Source organism: Confluentibacter citreus, assembly GCF_002807055.1.
Classification (GTDB): domain Bacteria; phylum Bacteroidota; class Bacteroidia; order Flavobacteriales; family Flavobacteriaceae; genus Confluentibacter; species Confluentibacter citreus.
In genome coordinates this window covers 120,759-140,865 of sequence record NZ_NIXN01000006.1, presented here as the reverse complement: position 1 = coordinate 140,865, position 20,107 = coordinate 120,759, and the positions used below count along the sequence as shown (strand labels likewise).

The following is a 20,107-nucleotide window of genomic DNA, read 5'->3' as shown; positions in this document are numbered from 1 at the left end:
TATTTTACGGATTCAATTTAAAACTATAATATTAATCAAGTATTATACACTATGAAGAATAATATTTAAACGAGTCAATAATAATAGCTTCATCAACCAAACAATCAATTTTTGGTTTGCCAATAGCTTCTAGCAAAACAAAATTAATATTACCATGGTTATTTTTCTTATCGTATTTAAGTAACTCAATTATTGGTGAATAATCGCTTTCTTTTATCTCAACTTTACCATAATAACCACCAAATAAGTATTTTATGTTATTAGTGGTGTCTTCTGGAAAGCCAACTAATTGAGTTGATATATAACTCGCCAAAACAATGCCTATGGCAATCGCTTCTCCATGCAAAAGTGATGGTTTATACGGATTGGTTAAAAAGTAGGATTCTATGGCATGGCCTAAGGTATGGCCGTAATTCAAGGTTTTTCTCAAGCCATTTTCAAAAGGATCTTGATCTACAACGACTTTTTTAATTAAAACGGATTCATAAATTAAACCATCCAGATCATCAAGTTTTAGTTGTGACAAATCTTTAAATTTATTCCAATAGTCTTCACTAATAATCAATCCATGTTTTAACATTTCGGCTAAGCCAGATCGCATTTGATTTTGTGGTAAGGTTTGTAAAAACAAAGTATCGATTAATACCATATTCGGATTACTAATAACGCCAATTTGATTTTTCAAATTGCCCAAATCCACCCCCGTTTTTCCGCCAACTGAAGCATCAACCATCGCTAATAAAGACGTTGGTACATTAATGTAAGCAATGCCACGTTTAAATGTAGATGCTACAAAACCGCCTAAATCGGTTACAACGCCACCTCCAACATTTATCAGCAAGCTTTTTCTATCAGCATCCAATTCAGAAAGCGAATTCCAAACGCCCACACACGTGTCAATGTTTTTGTTAATTTCCCCTTCTTCAATTTCTATGATTTCTATAACAGAAGTCGTCTCCAGTTTTTCAAGAAAAAGGGGTAAGCAATAGGTATGGGTATTGGTGTCGACTAAAATAAATATTTTAGAAAAATTATTAATTTTAATATGCTCATTTAGTGATATATAGCATAATTCATTAAAATGAATAATACAATCATTTGCGGTAATGGAATCCATCTTTAAAAACTATCAATAATATTAATATTAATCATGATGCCTAATGAAATAAATCTATCATCATAAAGAGCGAAATTAAGGATTTTTAAATAAAATGATACTACGAATAATTATCTTTGTGTAAATTTCCCAAAATGACTTCTGAAAGAATTTTTGATAATACTGAAATCGCTTTTTCACTAAAAAGCGACACACAATTGGAGCGTGCTTATTTCCTTTTTAAAATGATATCCATCGAACCCTTGGTTAGGATTGGCACAGCCGCAACAAACTTTGCACTGAAAGCCCATTTACCTATTGAAGGACTTATCCGCTCCACAGTTTTCGATCATTTTTGTGGGGGTGTTAATGAGGAAGATTGCTTGCCTATTATTCAAAGAATGTTTGAAAAAGGGGTAAGTTCTGTGTTGGATTATTCCGTTGAAGGAAAAGAGAATGAAACAGAATTCGATCTGGCCATGCAGACCATTTTAAAAATAATGGATTTTTCAAAAGAAATAAAGGCCATCCCAATCGCTGTTTTTAAACCGTCTGGACTTGGACGATTGCACTTGTATGAAAAAAAGGGTAGTGGTGAAGCACTAACTAAAAAAGAACAAGAGGAATGGAATACTATTGTATCTAGGTATGATGCTATTTGTAGTAAAGCCAAACAATATGACATCGCCGTTTTAATTGATGCCGAAGAAAGTTGGATGCAAGATGCAGCTGATGCCTTGGTTACAGATATGATGCAAAAATATAACACAGAGAAGCCCATCGTTTTTAACACCTTGCAAATGTATAGGCATGACAGACTTGACTTTTTAAAGAATCAGCATGAGTTGGCTAAATCAAAAGGGTTTTATCTGGGATATAAATTAGTCCGTGGCGCATACCTGGAAAAAGAAAACGATAGAGCCGCCGATAACAATTATAAAACACCAATTTGTGCCAATAAAGCTGAAACTGATAAAAATTTTAATGACGGTTTGGAATATATCATAAAAAGCATTGATACCATATCGCTTTTTGCAGGAACACATAATGAAGAAAGCTCATATTTTTTAATGACCTTAATGAAAGATCATGCATTAGAACATAACGATGAACGTGTTTGGTTCGGACAATTGTATGGTATGAGTGACAATATAAGTTTCAACTTAGCGCATCGAGGTTACAATGTTGCAAAATACATGCCTTTTGGCCCGGTAAAAGATGTGATGCCTTATTTAATTAGGAGAGCAGAAGAAAACACTTCTGTAGCAGGCCAAACCGGAAGGGAATTAAATTTAATAGGAAAAGAGAAACAACGCAGAAAACTAAATAATTAGTCAGCTTTATTTCGTCCAAACTTTGGCTATGGTGATGAGGATAAGCTTTAAGTCCAATAATAAACTTTGCTTTTCAATATACTCCTTATTGAATTTTAATTTATCTGGAATAATAGTGTTTATAAAAAAGCTTTCAGGATCTTCCGCAGCTTTTAGAAGTTCTACTTCATTTCGGTATTTTAATGACGCTAGGCTTGTTATTCCTGGCCTCACAGAAAAAATAATATGATCTTCTTCGTTATAAAAATTCACATAATGCCTTAATTCTGGTCTTGGGCCCACAAAACTCATATCACCAATTAAAATATTTATAAGCTGTGGGAACTCGTCAATTTTATGGCGACGTAAAAAATAACCGATTTTTGTAATCCTGGAATCGTGGTTTCCTAAAGTGAGTAGGCCTTTGGTTTGGGAAGCCTCATACATGGTCCTAAATTTATAAATGTTGAAATCCTTATTGTTTTTTCCAACACGTTCTTGTACAAAAAGAACAGGCCCTTTGGAATCCATTTTGATTAAAATAGCAATGACGAATAGAATAGGGGAAAGGGTGATTAAGGCCACTATTGAAAAAACAACGTCAAAACTGCGTTTTATCATTCTTTGATCGATAAATTTAAAAGAGTTGCGATGCTATCGCAGTTTTCAACGGACAAAATGAAGTCTCTTTCATTATAATCACCTTCAATGCTATACAGCGCACAGGGCTTCTGTCTTGTGTCACTATTGGAAAAATTGATATCCCCTTTTTTAAGAACATAATTTACAATGGAAGTATCTATTTGATGTTCATTCATATATAATTGAATAGCATCACTATAAACTATTTTTTTTGACTTGATGTTTTTAAGAACGCGAGCATCAGGTCCATAACTACATGATACTTTTTTTCCGTTTAAAAAGAATGCTAAAATGATTAATCCTATGGAAAATCCACCCAGATAATACCCAATACGCTGTAATAATGTCATTTAATGTGTTTAAATCGGCTATGATGGTTTAAAATACGAGCAGATTAATGTCGCTATATTTTAAATCAAACCATTCGCCAACAGATTTACTGGTTAAAATACCGTGGTAAAAATACAATCCATTTTTTAAACCTTTATCAAATCGAAGAGAATTTTCAATACCACCATCTTCCGCAATTTTCAATAGATAGGGCGTGAAAATATTGCTTATGGATATGGAAGCCGTACGTGAATACCTTGCAGGAATATTGGGTACACAATAATGTATAACACCATGTTTTACAAATGTCGGGTTTTTATGTGTAGTTACTTCACTTGTTTCAAAGCATCCACCCGTGTCAATACTCACATCAATGATTATGGATCTTTTTTTCATGGATTGAACAAGCTCATCAGATACTATAATGGGAGATCTATTATTGCCCCTCATGGCACCTATAACTACATCGCAACGCTTTAAAGCTTTTGTTAAGTTTTTTGGTTGGATTGTGGAGGTATAAAGAGGCCTACCTAAATGTGTTTGTATGCTCCGTAACTTGGTGATGGAATTATCAAATATTTTCACGTTAGCCCCTAATCCAATGGCACTTCTTGCGGCAAATTCACCAACGGTTCCAGCTCCTAAAATAACGACTTCAACGGGAGGTACACCACTAATGTTACCAAACATTAACCCATTTCCTTCGATATCATTAGATAATAATTGCGCAGCAATTAAAATAGATGCAGTTCCGGCAATTTCACTTAACGATCTTATGGCAGGGTAAGAGCCATCGCTATCTCGAATAAATTCAAAAGCAAGTGCCGTAATGCGCTTTGAGGCCAAAGCTTCAAAATATTTTTTAGTTTGTATTTTAATCTGTAGTGCAGATATTAGTATGGCCTGCGGATTCAAAAGGTCAATTTGTTCCAAACTTGGTGGCTCAACTTTAAGCACCATGGGACAGCCAAATACTTTAGCGGTATCTTTGGTTATTTCTGCACCGGCTTCACTGTAATCCCTATCCGTAAAACTGGCACCATCACCAGCACCAGATTCCATCAATACCTTATGTCCATTGCTAATGAGTGCAAAAACAGCGTCGGGTGTCAAACACACCCTTTTTTCTTGAAATGCCGTCTCTTTAGGAATACCTATATATAGATCTCCTTTGCGTTTTAATATTTCAAGTTTTTCTTCTTGAGGCAACAATTGCTGCTTGGTAAAAGGAGATGGTAAATCCGACATTTTTTTTATTTTAAGGAAAATGAAATTACGAATATTTTTTTTGTAAAATCAACTCAAATAAAGAAATATTTCAACAAAATAATATGATAGGAAAAAGTTTCATTATGATGTGCTATTATGGTACAGCTTTTTAAATAAATTGTCATAAGTTTGTAATTATAAACCTATTTATGCACTTAAAATCAATAGTTTATTTGTTTTATATTTTTTCTTTCTCTTTGGTTGCTCAAGACCTAACTTTAAGTGGAAAAGTAATAGACGTAAATAACATTCCTATTGCATATACAAATGTTGTACTATCATTAAATGAAGATGCTACGTCATTAACTGGCTCTACAACAGATGATACTGGTTTTTTTAAAATAGAAAACCTAAAGAGTGGACAATATCAACTTAAAATAACCTATTTAGGTTTTAAGACATACACTCAAAACATTAATCTAAATACAAATACAAATCTTAATACAATTATATTAGAAGAATCTACCGAAGAACTAGATGGCGTCATGGTAGTTGCAAAACGACCTACCGTAAAACGATTGGTCGATAGATTGGTTTTTGATGTTGAAAATTCCACGCTTTCCAACAATAATGTGCTGGATGTTTTAAAGTTTTCACCAGGGGTTTTTGTTAATGATGGAAAGATTACAGTAAAAAACAGCGAGCCTATAATTTATATAAACGATAGAAGAATACATTTATCTTCAAGCGAAGTTCAACAGCTTTTAGAAGGCACTTCTGCAGCCAATATAAAATCCATAGAAGTCATAACAAATCCGCCTGCTAAATATGAAGCTGAAGGTGGGGCCGTTATTAATATAGTAATCAGTAAAAATATTATTTCTGGTTATAATGGTAGTATTTTCGGAAATTATAGGCAAGGGTTTCAATACCCTAAGTATGCAGTTGGAACTAGTCATTTTTTTAAAACCGAAAAATTAAATACCTATATAAATTACAATGTGAGCCCCCGAAAGGATTTTAGACATAATGATGAATTTGTTAATTTTTTTGATTCAAATAACATAAATACATCTAGTTGGGAAACGGACTATGATAGAATAAAAAAATCCTCTGACCATAATTTGAATGCTAATATTGATTATGATTTTAATGAATTTAACAGTTTGGGCTTTTCAACAAATATTCTCGTTTCTCCGAGAAAAAGCACTAAATTTAATGCTAACTCCATTACTGATGTTTTTGGTCCTAATAAAGTATTGGATTCATTGTTTATAACCGATAAACTATCTGTTACAGAGGTACTTAATTTTGCATTTACATTAGATTATGTCCATAAATTTAAAAGAGAAGGCGAAAAGCTTTCTTTAAGTGCTCATCACACCAACTATGATTATTCCGATTTCCAGAATGTAGATACTGGTTACTTCTTTCCAAATATGGCATCATCATTTAGGGATAATAGATTTCAAACATTTTCCAGTCAGTATATAAAATTATACACAGGACAGATGGATTATGAGTTGCCCATTGGCGAATCTTCTAAATTAGAAGTAGGAGGTAAACTATCAAGTATTGATTCTGAAAGTGTTTTAAATCAGTTCAATTTTGAAAATGGCGAAAGTATAGAAGATTTACAAAATTCTGATACGTTTTTATATGATGAGATGAATTATGCTGCCTATGCAGCGTATTCAAAAGATTGGGAACATTGGAGCTTACAAACAGGTTTGAGGGCAGAGTACACCAATTTAACAGGTTCTTCATTATGGAATAATGAATTGAACAGAAATGATTATGTTAAATTATTTCCGTCCATTTATATTTTAAATCATATTAATGAAAACAATAGTATTTATTTCAATTATAAAAAGCGTATTTATAGGCCACGTTATAATGAATTAAACCCTTTTAAATATTTTTTAAATGATAATACTTATATGACTGGAGACCCCAATTTGAAACCTCAAATTGATGATGTTTTTACTTTAGGTTATACATTTAACAAAAATTACACATTTGAGTTGTACTATCGGTATGAAGATAACCCAACTCTAGAAATTTTATATCAAGATAATCAAGATAATGTTATAAAGTATGTAAACACGAATATTGATCATAGCATTTCCTACGGACTGGATTTTACAACCTATACAAAAATAGCACCACATTGGTACTTGTATGCCCTAACATCTGTTTTTTATTATGATAACAAGTTTTTTGCAATTGAAAGTAATAATGAATTGGTTTCAAACGACAGGTGGTCTTTATATGCCCAAATAAACAATTATTTTAGCTTTTTAAAGGATGAAAGCCTCACGTTTGATGTGTCATATAATTATATTTCTCCTATAGCAGAAGGTGCTAGGATTATTAGTGAACGTTCTGGGCTTAACCTAAATCTTAAAAAAACGTTGTGGAATAATAGGGCATCTCTAAATATAGGTGTTGAAGATATTTTTAACACACAAAATTTTCATACCATAACTAAATACTTAAATCAAGATGTTCTATTTAAATCCAATATGGAGAATAGGCTGTTTGTGTTTGGATTTAACTATAAGTTTGGCAACACAGTATTAAAAACCAATGCACGACAAATCGAGTTAGATGAATTGGAAAGACTTGAAAAAGAATCCAATATTTAAAAATACTGTTTTATCTTTTCCCAAAAGTTTTTTGGCGATAGTTTAAACTCTTCTTCTAATTCTTCCATAGTCTTATTGATAGTATTTATTCTATTAAAAAGTTGGGCTCTTATTAAATAAATAGATGGCACAATAATAGCAATAATTGGCACTAAGTAAATAATTTGGTTTGTGTCAATATTTCCTGAATCTTCATTAATTACAGAAATGGCTTGATAGGTATACATAGATATTGGTATCAATAGAACATGATACCACCAATGTTTACAGGTAAAAAACCAAATAAACAATAATATTAGAGGAATTAATTTTCCTGTAAGTGTCCAAGCTAAAACGAAGACGCTTTCATAGCCTCGACTTTCATAACTAAATAAAAAAGTGTTCCAAACTTTAGTATTTGGAACACTTTCATATAAATAAAATAGATAAGGAGTAGCTGCTATTGCTGTTGCAACAATACTTCCTATTACCAAACTTTTTTTATCCGTTTTTTGGAACCTGGATTTGGTTTTTGTCGATTTTAGCTCCATCTTGGCTAGCATTTACTGCTTGAGCTGTAAACAATAAGCCTCCTAAGATTGCGATTGCGATTAAATACTTTTTTGTTTTCATTTGTTAAGGGATTAATTAATTAATACCCAAATGTAAATAAAGACCCTATCGCTGTTTGCTCTAAAATGTTAAAATTATGTTAAAAACATTGATTTTTAAAATTTTAGTTGTGGGTTTTCCGTAAAAGCCACAAAATCTAAAGACATAATAGTGTTTATTGGTTACCGCTCTGCATATTTTTTAGGTTAAATTCGTTTTTTGGTTTCAATTTTAATGTTCTGGAATTATCAGAATTTAATTCCAATTCAATTCTATCATAATCTGTTGATACTATATTTTCAATTTTCTCTGGCCATTCTATAATGGACCAATTATCTGAAAACAAATAATCTTCAATTCCGACATTATAAAGTTCTTCAACATCTTTTATTCTATATAAATCGAAATGATAGATTAATGTGTTGTAAGCTTCATATTCATTAACTATTGAAAATGTGGGGCTACTCACATCATCATCACTACCTAGTAATTTAACAATTGCTTTGATCAATGTTGTTTTGCCAACACCCATATTACCATAAAACAATAAGGTCTTGGTTGTTACGTTGGCGATGAGTTGTTGTGCTACCTCATTAATATTTTCAATTTTATAAATTATTTCCAATGTTATATAATTTGAATACAATATTATAAATAAAATTTAAATAAAACTAACAGAAGGTGTATTTTATCGATGTTTTTTGCGTTACATGGATTATTTTGGACTGAATACAACAAAAGGAATAATCATTTCTTCCAAAGAAATACCACCATGTTGGTAGGTGTTTCTATAATAACTTACATAATGGTTATAGTTATTTTGATATGCCAAAAACATATCATTTTTTGCAAAAATAAAGGAACTGCTCATGGTAATTGAAGGTAAATGAATACTTTTCGGGTCTTTTGCAACAAGAACGTCTTTTGATTCATAGCTCAAGCTCCTGCCCGTTTTGTATCGAAGATTTAAGCTGGTATCCCTATCCCCAATAACTTTTGATGGATTTTTGACATTGATGGTGCCATGATCGGTAGTCAGTATAAGTTTAAACCCTAACAGTTGGGCTTGATGGATCATCTCTAATAATGGTGAATTTTTAAACCAACTAAGGGTCAATGAACGATAAGCTTTATCATTTGCGGCTAATTCTTTCACAACCTCCATTTCTGTTTTTGAGTGAGAAAGCATATCAACAAAATTATAAACGACAACTGTTAAATCATTGTTTTTTAAAGATTTGAAATTTTCCAGTAATTTCTTTCCTGACTTTAAATTGGTTATTTTATGATATTCATGGGTTAGATGATTTAAACCAAGTCGCTTCATTTGAGTTTCTAAAAATTCGGCTTCAAAGAGGTTTTTACCACCTTCATCTGGATCATTTCTCCAATATTTAGGAAATAATTTTTCCATATCACTCGGCATCAAACCTGAAAAAATAGCATTTCTGGCATATTGGGTCGCCGTTGGTAAAATGCTGAAAAAAGCATCTTCCTTTTCTTTTTTGTAATAGTTATTGATGATAGGTTCAAAAACTTTCCATTGGTCGTATCGTAAATTATCTACTATTACTAAAAGCGTTGGTTGTTTTTTGCTGAGTTCAGGAACTACTTTTTCTTTAAAAAGAGTATGGGACATCACCGGTGCATCAGCTTTTCCTTCAAACCATTTGAAATAATTTTTCTCTATATATTTGCCAAATTGCGTATTAGCCTCGGTTTTTTGGGATTCTAAAATTTCAGCCATGCCAACGTCTTCAATATCTTCAAGCTGAATTTCCCAATAAATAAGCTTTTGGTACAAATTAACCCATTCTTCAAAGGTATTTACCATAGACAATTCCATAGCTATTTTTCTAAATTCCTGCTGATAGTTGGAGGTGGTTTTCTCGGAAACCAATCTAGAATGATCCAAATTCTTTTTTAAACTTAATAGAATCTGATTTGGGTTTACGGGCTTTATGAGGTAATCAGCTATTTTATTGCCAATAGCTTCTTCCATAATATATTCTTCTTCACTTTTTGTAATCATAACAACAGGCAAGTTGTCCCTTCGTTCTTTAATTTCATTTAAAGTCTCCAAACCTGTTAAACCAGGCATATTTTCATCTAAAAAAACAATATCGAAATTCGTATCCTCCAGAATATCTATGGCCTCGGTACCACTTTTACAAGTTGTTACGGTATAGTTTTTTTTCTCTAGAAACAAAATGTGTGGTTTTAGCAAATCAATTTCATCATCAACCCAAAGTATATTTATGTTATTCATGTATATTTGTTTGTATAATTAATTAAAAATTAAAGTTTGCCGACTAATAACAAACTCAAAATATTAAACGACCCAATTTACGGATTTATTACCATTCCAAATTCTCTAATCTTTGATTTAATTCAACATAAGTATTTTCAACGCTTACGACGAATTACCCAAATGGGAATGTCGTATTTGGTATATCCTGGGGCTCACCACACACGTTTCCATCATGCCATTGGGTGTGTTCATTTGATGCAACAAGTTGTTAATATACTTCGCTTTAAAGGAGTTAGCATTTCAGAAGAAGAAGAAGGGGCACTTTATGCGGCTATATTGTTGCACGATATTGGACATGGACCTTTTTCCCATGCTATGGAACATAGTATTGTAAATAATGTATCTCACGAGCAGATTTCCCTCTTATTTATGGAGCAATTGAATACTGAATTTAACTCAAGTTTAACGCTTGCTATCCAGATTTTTAAAGGTGAATATCCTAGACCATTTATGTGCGAACTTATTTCTGGACAATTGGATATGGATAGGGCAGATTATTTAAAACGCGATAGTTTTTATACAGGTGTTGCAGAAGGTAATATCAATAGCGAGCGGCTAATTACCATGTTAAACGTGGTTGGCGATAAACTGGTCATTGAAGAAAAAGGCATTTACAGTGTTGAGAAATTTATTAACGCTAGACGCTTTATGTATTGGCAAGTGTATCTTCATAAAACAGGAATAGCCGCAGAACAATTGTTGATTAGAGCTTTACAGCGCGCCAAAGAACTGAATAAAGTTGAAAAACTGAATACCAGTAGAACGCTACAGTATTTTTTGGATAATGAGATTTCTTTTGAAAATTTTAATGAAGAGACATTGAATATATTTTCTGGTCTAGATGATTATGATGTTATTTCGGCATTAAAGGAATGGCAACATCATCATGACTTTGTTTTAAGTCATTTATCTGAAATGATAATCAATAGAAATTTGTTAAAAATTAAACTTAAGAACAAAAAAATAAAGGAAGAAGATTTAAAAATACACCTTCAACACCTAATAAATATATACAATATATCTGAAAGCGAGGCCAAATATTTTGTGTTCACCGGGGAAATTTCCAACCAAGCCTATCAACTCAATCATCACAAAATTAACATATTACATAAATCAGGAAAAATAGAAGATATTGTAAAGGCATCCGATCAATTAAATGTAAAAGCTTTGGCTAAACCTATTACAAAATATTATATATGTTATCCTAAAGAAAAACTTTAGTACATTTTTCCTATTTTTGCGAGATTCATTATAACGAAAAAAAATAAAGATTAAGCTTGTGAAATTTACAGCACAACAAATAGCGGGGATTTTAGAAGGTGATGTCGTAGGAAACCCAGATGTTGAAGTTTCTAAATTATCAAAAATAGAAGAAGGTATAGAGGGCTCTCTCACCTTTCTGTCCAATCCAAAATATAAGCACTATATATATTCTACCAACGCGTCAATAACCATCGTTAACAGAACATTTGTTCCAGAAAACGGGATTAAAACGACACTAATAAAAGTTGATGATGCTTACATGGCGTTTTCAAAGGTGTTAGAATATTACAATTCAGTAAAGCTAAATAAAAACGGGGTGGAACAGCCTTCATTTATATCAAGCTCCTCAACCCATGGAAAGAATATATATGTTGGTGCATTTTCATATATTGGTGAAAATGTTTCTTTAGGAGATAATGTGAAAATATTTCCAAACTCCTATATAGGGGATCATGTTACTATTGGAAATAATACCATTGTTTTTTCTGGAGCGAAAATTTATGCAGATACAGTTATTGGGAATCATTGTGTTATAAATTCTGGCGTTATTATAGGGGCCGATGGGTTCGGATTTGCACCAAATGATGATGGAAGCTACAGTAAAATTCCTCAGATAGGTAATGTAATCATTGAAGATTATGTTGATATTGGAGCAACAACAACTATAGATCGAGCGACTTTGGGTTCTACTATTATAAGGCAAGGTGTTAAGTTAGACAATCAAATTCATATAGCCCACAATGTAGAAATTGGCAAAAATACCGTTATCGCTGCCCAGACTGGAATAGCGGGTTCTGCCAAAATCGGAGAGAATTGCCTAATTGGTGGGCAAGTTGGTATTGCTGGTCATATTACTATTGGCAACAATGTGAAAATTCAAGCACAATCGGGCATTGGAAAAAACATAAAAAATAATGAGATGATACAAGGAAGTCCAGCATTTTCTCTTAGTGATTATAATAAATCCTATGTGCATTTTAAAAATTTACCTAAGATTGTTAAAAATATTGATGATTTAGAAAAAAAGATAAATGGGAATAGTTAGTACAGAAATAAAACAGAAAACAATATCTAAAGAAACATCCTTAACAGGTGTTGGCTTGCATACCGGTAAAAATGTAACATTAACTTTCAAGCCAGCTCCAGCCAACTTTGGACTCGCTTTTAAACGAGTTGATTTAGAAGGATCTCCAATCATTGAAGCAGATGCAACCTATGTAACAAATACCCAACGAGGCACATGCTTAGAAAAAAATGGCGTTACCATTCAAACATCAGAACACGTCCTTGCCGCTTTGGTGGGTCTAGATATTGATAATGCTATTATTGAATTAAATGCTTCTGAACCTCCTATTATGGATGGATCTTCCAAATTTTTTGTTGAAGCTATTGAAAAGGCAGGCATTGTAGAACAAGATGATTTTAGGGAAGAATATGTTGTTACAGAAGTTGTTTCTTATACAGACGAAGACACTGGAAGCGAAATTTTGGTAATGCCTTCAAAAGAATATCAAATCACCACCATGGTGGATTTTGGGACAAAAGTGTTAGGAACACAAAACGCTACATTAAATCAGATTTCTGATTTTAAAAATGATATTTCTGATTCCAGAACCTTTAGCTTTTTGCATGAAATTGAAATGTTATTGCAAAATGGTTTAATAAAAGGGGGTGATTTAAATAATGCCATTGTTTATGTAGATAAACCTTTATCTCCTGAAACCATGGAAAAACTTAAAGTAGCTTTTAAAAAAGACTCCATAGCAGTGAAGCCAAATGGTATTTTAGATAATCTCACATTGCATTATCCAAATGAGGCAGCAAGACATAAATTACTGGATGTTTTAGGGGATTTAGCACTTGTAGGTACTCGAATTAGAGGTAAAGTTATTGCTAACAAGCCAGGACATTTTGTTAATACACAGTTTGCAAAAAAACTTTCAAAAATCATAAAAAATGAAAAACGCAATAATGTTCCTAATATAGATTTGAACCAGCCCCCATTAATGGATGTCATTCAAATTATGGCCATGTTGCCGCACAGACAACCATTTTTGTTAATAGACAAAGTTTTTGAGCTGACCGATAATCACGTGATAGCTCAAAAAAATGTGACCATGAACGAATCGTTTTTCGCAGGCCATTTTCCAGGAGCTCCAGTAATGCCAGGTGTTTTAATTGTGGAAGCCATGGCTCAAACGGGTGGTATTTTAGTATTAAACACCGTGCCAGATCCAGAAAATTATTTAACGTTTTTTATGAAAATGGATAATGTTAAGTTTAAACAAAAAGTGGTTCCAGGTGATGTTTTAATATTTAAATGCAGTTTAATCACCCCCATACGTCGTGGTATTTGCCATATGCAAGGGTATGCCTATGCAAATGGAAAATTATGTGCGGAAGCGGAACTAATGGCACAAATTTCTAAAGTGAAATAATTATTATATGTTTGCTAACATTTCACACTTAAATAAAATAAAAAATAAGAAATGAATCAACCTCTAGCATATGTGCACCCAGGTGCAAAAATTGCAAAAAATGTTGTTATAGAACCTTTTACGACCATTCATAATAATGTAAAAATTGAAGAAGGCACTTGGATTGGTAGTAATGTAACTATTATGGAAGGTGCTAGAATTGGAAAAAATTGTAATATTTTCCCAGGTGCTATCATTTCTGCGATACCTCAGGATTTAAAATATAACGATGAAGACACCACCGTTGAAATAGGTGACAATGTAACCATTCGGGAATGCGTCACCATTAACAGAGGAACTTCCGATAGAATGAAAACCGTTATTGGCGATAATTGTTTGATTATGGCGTATTGCCATATTGCTCATGATTGTATCGTTGGAAACAATTGCATTTTTTCAAATAATACTACATTGGCAGGACACATCACTATAGGCGATTATGTTGTTTTAGCGGGTATGGTGGCCGTACATCAATTTTGTTCCGTTGGTAATCATGCCTTTGTAACTGGCGGATCGTTGGTAAGGAAGGATGTGCCTCCTTATGTAAAAGCAGCACGCGAGCCATTATCTTATGTTGGTATCAACTCTGTTGGGTTGAGAAGACGTGGTTATAGCACAGAAAAAATAAGGGAGATTCAAAATATATACAGAATTCTCTACCAAAAACATTATAACAACACCCAAGCTTCAGAAATTATTGAAGCCGAAATGGAGGCAACACCAGAGCGTGATGAAATTCTTCAATTCATCAAAAATTCGCATCGCGGTATTATGAAAGGATATTTTAAATCAAATTAATTATATGGCAACTACTAGTGATATTAGAAACGGATTATGCATCCGCTACAACAATGATATATATAAAATAATTGAATTTTTACACGTAAAACCAGGTAAAGGACCAGCGTTTGTAAGAACAAAAATGCGAAGTGTAACTAATGGAAAAGTATTGGACAATACCTTTTCTGCAGGGCATAAATTGGAAGATGTTCGTGTAGAGACCCATAAATTCCAATTTTTATATAACGATGGCGAATACTATCATTTTATGAATACAGAGGATTTTAGTCAAATTCAATTACGTGAATCTGCGCTTGATAATCCCCAGCTCATGAAAGAAGGAGAAGTAGTCACCGTCATTATTAATACTGAGGATAATATGCCCCTTTCAGTAGAAATGCCTGCCAGCGTTATTTTGGAAGTCACCGCTACCGAACCTGGTGTTAAAGGCAACACGGCTACAAACGCCACCAAGCCAGCGACTGTTGAAACTGGCGCCATCATAAATGTGCCTTTGTTTATCAATGAAGGTGATAAAATTAAGGTTGAAACCGAAAAAGGAACTTATAAAGAACGCGTAAAAGAGTAAAAGTTTAATCGTTGATTTGTTTATTTGTTTAAACTGTTCAACGATTCAACGATTAAACATTATAAATGAAGTTTCCAAAACCACATACCCTAAAACAAATAGCACAATTAATTGATTGTGAATTTATTGGCAATGAAGATTTTTCGGTTTTCGGCATGAACGAAATCCATGTTGTTGAATCTGGGGATATCGTATTTGTAGATCATCCTAAGTATTATGATAAAGCCTTAAATTCAAAAGCAACCATTATTTTAATCAATAAACAAGTGGAATGTCCAGAAGGGAAGGCACTTCTTATTAGTGATGACCCGTTTAGGGATTTTAACAAACTCACCAATCACTTTAAGCCTTTTCAATCAGCGAATAAATCCATTTCAGAATCTGCCATCATTGGAAAAAACACCGTAATACAACCTAATTGTTTTATAGGTCATGACGTTGTCATTGGAGAAAATTGCATGATTCATTCCAACGTCAGTATTTATGATGATGCAGTCATTGGAAATAATGTAACCATTCATGCTAATACAGTTTTAGGAGCTAATGCTTTTTATTATAAAAAACGGACTGAAGGATTTGATAGGTTATTATCAGGAGGAAGAGTTGTGATTGAAAACAATGTTGATATTGGTGCTTCTTGTACCATAGACAGAGGAGTTACTGGTGATACCATCATTGGTGAAGGTTCTAAATTAGATAATCTAATACAAATAGGTCACGATACAGTCATTGGAAAAAAATGTTTAATTGCCTCGCAAGTCGGCATAGCTGGGTGCGTCGTTGTTGAAGATGAAGTTACTATTTGGGGGCAAGTAGGTTGTACTAGTGGTATCACTATCGGAAAAAAAGCCGTTGTTCATGCACAGTCTGGCATCAGCAAATCATTGGAAGGAAATAAAACCTATTGGGGAACGCCAGCACAAGAAGCGCGAACAGAGTTAAAAGAAATGGCATCCATCAAACAGATACCGGACATTTTAAATCAAATTAAAAAAAATAACAAAATTTAAACAGAAAACTAACCACAATAAAGTATTTTTGCACTGCTTTATTTAAAAAAAAACAATACAAAATGAGTGTTTTAGTAAACAAAGATTCAAAAATAATAGTACAAGGATTTACAGGTAGTGAAGGAACATTCCATGCAAGTCAAATGATTGAGTATGGAACCAATGTTGTGGGTGGCGTTACGCCTGGCAAAGGTGGTCAAACACATTTAGACCGACCTGTTTTTGATACGGTTTTAGAAGCTGTTCAAAAAGCGGGTGCAGATACTACTATTATTTTTGTTCCACCAGCCTTTGCTGCAGATGCCATTATGGAAGCTGCGGATGCTGGGATTAAAGTGATTATTACTATTACAGAAGGTATTCCTGTAGCGGACATGATTACAGCTGCTGAATATATAAAAGGTAAAGATTGTCGTTTGATAGGTCCTAATTGTCCAGGGGTTATTACGCCAGGAGAAGCTAAAGTGGGTATCATGCCAGGTTTCGTATTCAAAAAAGGGAATGTAGGTATTGTTTCTAAATCAGGGACATTGACTTATGAAGCGGCGGACCAAGTTGTAAAACAAGGTCTTGGAATTACTACAGCTATTGGTATTGGTGGTGACCCCATTATTGGAACAACTACAAAACAAGCTGTTGAATTATTAATTAATGACCCAGAAACGAAAGCTGTGGTCATGATTGGAGAAATTGGAGGTCAGTTAGAAGCTGATGCTGCATTTTGGTATAAAGCTAGTGGCAGTAAAAAACCAATTGTTGGTTTTATAGCTGGTGAAACAGCTCCTGCTGGACGTACCATGGGACACGCTGGTGCTATTGTTGGTGGCAGTGACGATACGGCTCAGGCTAAAAAGAAAATCATGAGAGAATGTGGTATTCATGTAGTGGATTCCCCTGCTGAAATAGGTAAAAAAGTAGCTGAAGTTTTAGCATAATAAAACATATAAATTATAAGGACCTCGCAAGATTTTGTGAGGTTTTTTTATTTGATACAGTTTGTAATTACTATATTTGAAAATCAACTTTTTTATAAAAATTAAATGAAATTATTAGAAGGAAAAACAGCAATTATAACGGGTGCTAGTAGAGGTATAGGAAGAGGAATCGCTCAAGTATTTGCAGAACAAGGTGCTAATGTTGCTTTTACATACAGTTCTTCTGTAGAAGCTGCTAATGAATTAGAAAACGAATTAAATGCCTTAGGAGTTAAAGCCAAAGGTTATAAAAGTAATGCAGCGAGTTTCAACGACGCTCAAAAATTAGCAGACGATGTAGCTGCCGAGTTTGGTAGTATCGATATTTTGGTTAATAATGCAGGTATTACCAAAGATAATTTGTTAATGCGGATTAGTGAGGCTGATTTTGACACTGTTATTGAGGTCAATTTAAAATCGGTTTTCAATATGACCAAAGCTGTGCAAAAAACGATGTTGAAACAACGTAAAGGTTCTATCATTAACATGAGTTCCGTGGTTGGTGTTAAAGGAAATGCAGGACAAACCAATTATGCGGCATCAAAAGCGGGAATCATCGGATTTTCAAAATCTGTGGCTTTAGAACTGGGGTCTAGAAATATAAGAAGCAACGTAATTGCGCCGGGTTTTATTGAAACTGAGATGACAGCCAAACTGGACGAGAATGTGGTTAAAGGTTGGAGAGACGGTATTCCATTAAAACGTGGTGGAACTCCTGAAGATGTAGCCAATGCTTGTGTGTTTTTAGCTAGCGATATGAGTTCTTATATTACTGGGCAAACATTGAATGTTGATGGCGGGATGTTAACTTAATATTTGAAAGTAAAATTTTAATGAGTTCCATAACTCTTGTTTTTATCATACTTGCAGGATTATTAGCGCTATTATTAGCGCTTTTTCAATATTGGAACAAATCAAAAGGACATTCCAAACTATATTGGACATTCATTTTTTTAAGATTTCTTACGCTTTTTGCGATTCTACTACTTATCATCAACCCTAAGTTTGAACATCTCGAAGTTTATACTGAAAAACCTAATCTAATTATAGCTGTTGATAATTCTAGTTCGATTAAGCATTTAAATCAAGATAGTAATTCTTTAAAAATTGTTGAATCCTTAACCAATAACTCAGATTTAACCAATAAATTTAATATTGAGTTATATTCTTTTGGTGATAATTTAAATTCTGAAGATTCTTTAAATTTTACCAAGCAGCAAACCAATATTAGCAACGCCATCAACCAATTATCCCAAATTTATAAAGAATCCATTTCACCAACGGTATTAATTACTGATGGGAATCAAACTTATGGTAGTGATTACGAATTCAGTTCAAATTCATATAAACAATCTATCTATCCCATCATTTTAGGGGATACCGTTAACTATACTGATTTAAAAATTCAACAGTTAAACGTTAACAAATATGCTTTTCTAAAAAACAGTTTTCCTATTGAAGTATTTTTAATTTATAACGGGAGCAGCAATATCAATTCCCAATTCACTGTCACTAGTGGAAATAATATAGTTTATTCACAGCCCATTACGTTTTCAAAAAGTAACAACTCCAAGATTGTCAATTTTACATTGCCTGCAAACAGCGTAGGGGTAAGCGCGTACAAAGCGACACTTGAGCCATTGAACAATGAAAAAAACATTGTAAATAATACCAAAAATTTTGCGGTAGAAGTCATTGATCAAAAGACAAAAGTAGCCCTTGTAAGCGACTTTTTGCATCCAGATTTAGGCGTGCTTAAAAAGAGTATCGAAAGCAATGAACAACGGGAAGCTGTATTCATAAAACCAAATGATATAATTAATCAAATAAATGATTTTCAATTATTTATATTGTATCAACCAAATAATAAGTTTAAACAGTTATTTGAGGCTTTAGATAATGAAAACAAAAATAAAATGATCATTGTTGGAACAAAAACCGACATTGATTTTTTAAATACTACTGATAAAAATTATAACCAACAAATAACAGGTCAGTTCGAAGATTATCAATCTGAAATGAATCTAAATTTTGCTCCCTTCATAATTGACGATATTGACTTTGAATCATTTCCACCCTTAAAATCAAATTACGGTGACGTGACGTTTTCAATACCCTTTGAAACCATTCTTTTTAAAAAAGTCAACAATATTTCTACTAAAGAACCATTATTGGCAACTTTTGAAACCAATGGAAAAAGAGAAGGCATTTTGTTTGGTGAAAATATTTGGCAATGGAGGGCACAGAGTTATATCAATGCGAAATCCTTTAATGACTTTGATAATTTTATTGGAAAGCTGGTTCAATATTTAGCTTCGAATAAAAAGAGAAACAGACTTAATGTAGATTACGAATCCTTCTATAATGGCACAGGAAATATTATTATCAAAGCGCAATTCTTTGACAAAAACTTTGAATTTGATGCTCGTGAAACACTTACCATTTCAGTAAAAGACACTATTTCAAATAAAGAAAAAAGTTTTCCTTTAATTTTAAAAAATAATAATTACCAAGTCGATTTAAGTAATTTATCTCCTTCAGAATACACCTTTAAAGTATATGCGAAAAATGAAAACATATCACAATCAGGGAGTTTTCAAATTTTAGAATACGATGTTGAGCAGCAATTCTTAAATGCCGATGTAACGAAACTGCAACGTTTAGCCAATAATAGTGACGGAAAAAGTTATTTTATTGATGATACCAATACCTTGGTAAATGATTTATTAAACGATAATCGTTTTGTAGCAATCCAAAAAAGCAATAAAAATACCATACCTTTGATAGATTGGAAATATCTACTCCTTCTAATAGCCTTAACTCTGACTATCGAATGGTTTTTAAGGAAATATAACGGATTAATTTAAACTAAAA

Annotated in this window: 18 protein-coding genes; 11 read left to right on the top strand and 7 right to left on the bottom strand. The window is 32.9% G+C overall.

The window, feature by feature from the left end:
• Positions 1–49: 49 nt before the first annotated feature.
• Positions 50–1,117, bottom strand: coding sequence for a 3-dehydroquinate synthase (gene aroB / locus CDH49_RS12260; RefSeq protein WP_100615820.1), 1,068 nt, complete (start codon positions 1,115–1,117; stop codon positions 50–52).
• A 134-nt stretch (positions 1,118–1,251) separates the two neighbouring features.
• Here aroB and CDH49_RS12255 point away from each other — a divergent pair, with 134 nt between their 5' ends.
• Positions 1,252–2,430, top strand: a complete 1,179-nt coding sequence (locus tag CDH49_RS12255) for a proline dehydrogenase family protein (protein ID WP_100615819.1) — start codon at positions 1,252–1,254, stop codon at positions 2,428–2,430.
• Positions 2,431–2,436: 6 nt separating this feature from the next.
• Here CDH49_RS12255 and CDH49_RS12250 read toward each other — a convergent pair whose 3' ends face one another.
• The 3 genes from CDH49_RS12250 to CDH49_RS12240 are packed head-to-tail and all read right to left on the bottom strand — an operon-like array spanning position 2,437 to position 4,629.
• A complete protein-coding gene (locus CDH49_RS12250; protein WP_100615818.1) occupies positions 2,437–3,030 on the bottom strand; it encodes a sugar transferase in 594 nt (197 codons plus the stop codon).
• Complete coding sequence (locus CDH49_RS12245) at positions 3,027–3,401, bottom strand: DUF4258 domain-containing protein (protein WP_100615817.1); 375 nt, start codon at positions 3,399–3,401, stop codon at positions 3,027–3,029. The genes CDH49_RS12250 and CDH49_RS12245 overlap by 4 nt, the downstream gene beginning before the upstream one ends.
• Positions 3,402–3,429: 28 nt before the next feature.
• Positions 3,430–4,629 (bottom strand): alanine dehydrogenase, encoded by a 1,200-nt coding sequence (locus tag CDH49_RS12240; RefSeq protein WP_100615816.1) that lies wholly within the window; start codon positions 4,627–4,629, stop codon positions 3,430–3,432.
• Positions 4,630–4,799: 170 nt separating this feature from the next.
• Between CDH49_RS12240 and CDH49_RS12235 the strand changes: the two genes are divergently transcribed.
• Positions 4,800–7,238 (top strand): outer membrane beta-barrel family protein, encoded by a 2,439-nt coding sequence (locus tag CDH49_RS12235; protein ID WP_100615815.1) that lies wholly within the window; start codon positions 4,800–4,802, stop codon positions 7,236–7,238.
• Here the strand turns inward: CDH49_RS12235 and CDH49_RS12230 are convergent.
• From CDH49_RS12230 to porX, 3 genes are all read right to left on the bottom strand, one after another.
• Entirely contained in the window at positions 7,235–7,768 is a 534-nt protein-coding gene (locus CDH49_RS12230) for a hypothetical protein (RefSeq protein ID WP_239970654.1), read from the bottom strand. The two genes, CDH49_RS12235 and CDH49_RS12230, sit on opposite strands and share 4 nt — an antisense overlap.
• 236 nt (positions 7,769–8,004) lie before the next feature.
• A complete protein-coding gene (tsaE, locus tag CDH49_RS12225) occupies positions 8,005–8,454 on the bottom strand; it encodes a tRNA (adenosine(37)-N6)-threonylcarbamoyltransferase complex ATPase subunit type 1 TsaE (protein WP_100615814.1) in 450 nt (149 codons plus the stop codon).
• A gap of 90 nt (positions 8,455–8,544) precedes the next feature.
• On the bottom strand, positions 8,545–10,098 hold the full coding sequence (gene porX, locus CDH49_RS12220; RefSeq protein ID WP_100615813.1) for a T9SS response regulator signal transducer PorX: 1,554 nt from the start codon (positions 10,096–10,098) through the stop codon (positions 8,545–8,547).
• A gap of 36 nt (positions 10,099–10,134) precedes the next feature.
• Here porX and CDH49_RS12215 point away from each other — a divergent pair, with 36 nt between their 5' ends.
• The 9 genes from CDH49_RS12215 (at position 10,135) to CDH49_RS12175 (ending at position 20,100) form a co-directional block, all read left to right on the top strand.
• Complete coding sequence (locus CDH49_RS12215) at positions 10,135–11,361, top strand: HD domain-containing protein (protein WP_100615812.1); 1,227 nt, start codon at positions 10,135–10,137, stop codon at positions 11,359–11,361.
• A gap of 58 nt (positions 11,362–11,419) precedes the next feature.
• Entirely contained in the window at positions 11,420–12,448 is a 1,029-nt protein-coding gene (gene lpxD / locus CDH49_RS12210; RefSeq protein ID WP_100615811.1) for a UDP-3-O-(3-hydroxymyristoyl)glucosamine N-acyltransferase, read from the top strand.
• Complete coding sequence (locus CDH49_RS12205) at positions 12,435–13,841, top strand: bifunctional UDP-3-O-[3-hydroxymyristoyl] N-acetylglucosamine deacetylase/3-hydroxyacyl-ACP dehydratase (RefSeq protein WP_100615810.1); 1,407 nt, start codon at positions 12,435–12,437, stop codon at positions 13,839–13,841. The genes lpxD and CDH49_RS12205 overlap by 14 nt, the downstream gene beginning before the upstream one ends.
• A 51-nt stretch (positions 13,842–13,892) precedes the next feature.
• Positions 13,893–14,678 (top strand): acyl-ACP--UDP-N-acetylglucosamine O-acyltransferase, encoded by a 786-nt coding sequence (gene lpxA / locus CDH49_RS12200; protein ID WP_100615809.1) that lies wholly within the window; start codon positions 13,893–13,895, stop codon positions 14,676–14,678.
• 4 nt (positions 14,679–14,682) lie between these two features.
• Positions 14,683–15,249 (top strand): elongation factor P, encoded by a 567-nt coding sequence (efp, locus tag CDH49_RS12195; RefSeq protein ID WP_100615808.1) that lies wholly within the window; start codon positions 14,683–14,685, stop codon positions 15,247–15,249.
• 65 nt (positions 15,250–15,314) lie between these two features.
• Positions 15,315–16,259, top strand: a complete 945-nt coding sequence (locus tag CDH49_RS12190) for a UDP-3-O-(3-hydroxymyristoyl)glucosamine N-acyltransferase (RefSeq protein WP_100615807.1) — start codon at positions 15,315–15,317, stop codon at positions 16,257–16,259.
• A gap of 62 nt (positions 16,260–16,321) precedes the next feature.
• On the top strand, positions 16,322–17,194 hold the full coding sequence (gene sucD / locus CDH49_RS12185) for a succinate--CoA ligase subunit alpha (protein WP_100611567.1): 873 nt from the start codon (positions 16,322–16,324) through the stop codon (positions 17,192–17,194).
• A 105-nt stretch (positions 17,195–17,299) separates the two neighbouring features.
• Positions 17,300–18,046 carry a 3-oxoacyl-[acyl-carrier-protein] reductase gene (gene fabG, locus CDH49_RS12180; protein WP_100615806.1) on the top strand — a complete coding sequence of 249 codons (747 nt, stop codon included), beginning with the start codon at positions 17,300–17,302 and terminating at the stop codon, positions 18,044–18,046.
• A 20-nt stretch (positions 18,047–18,066) separates the two neighbouring features.
• Entirely contained in the window at positions 18,067–20,100 is a 2,034-nt protein-coding gene (locus tag CDH49_RS12175) for a vWA domain-containing protein (protein WP_100615805.1), read from the top strand.
• Positions 20,101–20,107 lie beyond the last annotated feature (7 nt).

Excerpts from the sequence above, each read along its gene's own strand:
- aroB (WP_100615820.1), bottom strand. The coding sequence starts at position 1,117 with ATGGATTCCATTACCGCAAATGATTGTATTATTCATTTTAATGAATTA.
- CDH49_RS12255 (WP_100615819.1), top strand. The coding sequence starts at position 1,252 with ATGACTTCTGAAAGAATTTTTGATAATACTGAAATCGCTTTTTCACTA.
- CDH49_RS12250 (WP_100615818.1), bottom strand. The coding sequence starts at position 3,030 with ATGATAAAACGCAGTTTTGACGTTGTTTTTTCAATAGTGGCCTTAATC.
- CDH49_RS12245 (WP_100615817.1), bottom strand. The coding sequence starts at position 3,401 with ATGACATTATTACAGCGTATTGGGTATTATCTGGGTGGATTTTCCATA.
- CDH49_RS12240 (WP_100615816.1), bottom strand. The coding sequence starts at position 4,629 with ATGTCGGATTTACCATCTCCTTTTACCAAGCAGCAATTGTTGCCTCAA.
- CDH49_RS12235 (WP_100615815.1), top strand. The coding sequence starts at position 4,800 with ATGCACTTAAAATCAATAGTTTATTTGTTTTATATTTTTTCTTTCTCT.
- CDH49_RS12230 (WP_239970654.1), bottom strand. The coding sequence starts at position 7,768 with ATGGAGCTAAAATCGACAAAAACCAAATCCAGGTTCCAAAAAACGGAT.
- porX (WP_100615813.1), bottom strand. The coding sequence starts at position 10,098 with ATGAATAACATAAATATACTTTGGGTTGATGATGAAATTGATTTGCTA.
- CDH49_RS12205 (WP_100615810.1), top strand. The coding sequence starts at position 12,435 with ATGGGAATAGTTAGTACAGAAATAAAACAGAAAACAATATCTAAAGAA.
- lpxA (WP_100615809.1), top strand. The coding sequence starts at position 13,893 with ATGAATCAACCTCTAGCATATGTGCACCCAGGTGCAAAAATTGCAAAA.
- efp (WP_100615808.1), top strand. The coding sequence starts at position 14,683 with ATGGCAACTACTAGTGATATTAGAAACGGATTATGCATCCGCTACAAC.
- CDH49_RS12190 (WP_100615807.1), top strand. The coding sequence starts at position 15,315 with ATGAAGTTTCCAAAACCACATACCCTAAAACAAATAGCACAATTAATT.
- sucD (WP_100611567.1), top strand. The coding sequence starts at position 16,322 with ATGAGTGTTTTAGTAAACAAAGATTCAAAAATAATAGTACAAGGATTT.
- fabG (WP_100615806.1), top strand. The coding sequence starts at position 17,300 with ATGAAATTATTAGAAGGAAAAACAGCAATTATAACGGGTGCTAGTAGA.
- CDH49_RS12175 (WP_100615805.1), top strand. The coding sequence starts at position 18,067 with ATGAGTTCCATAACTCTTGTTTTTATCATACTTGCAGGATTATTAGCG.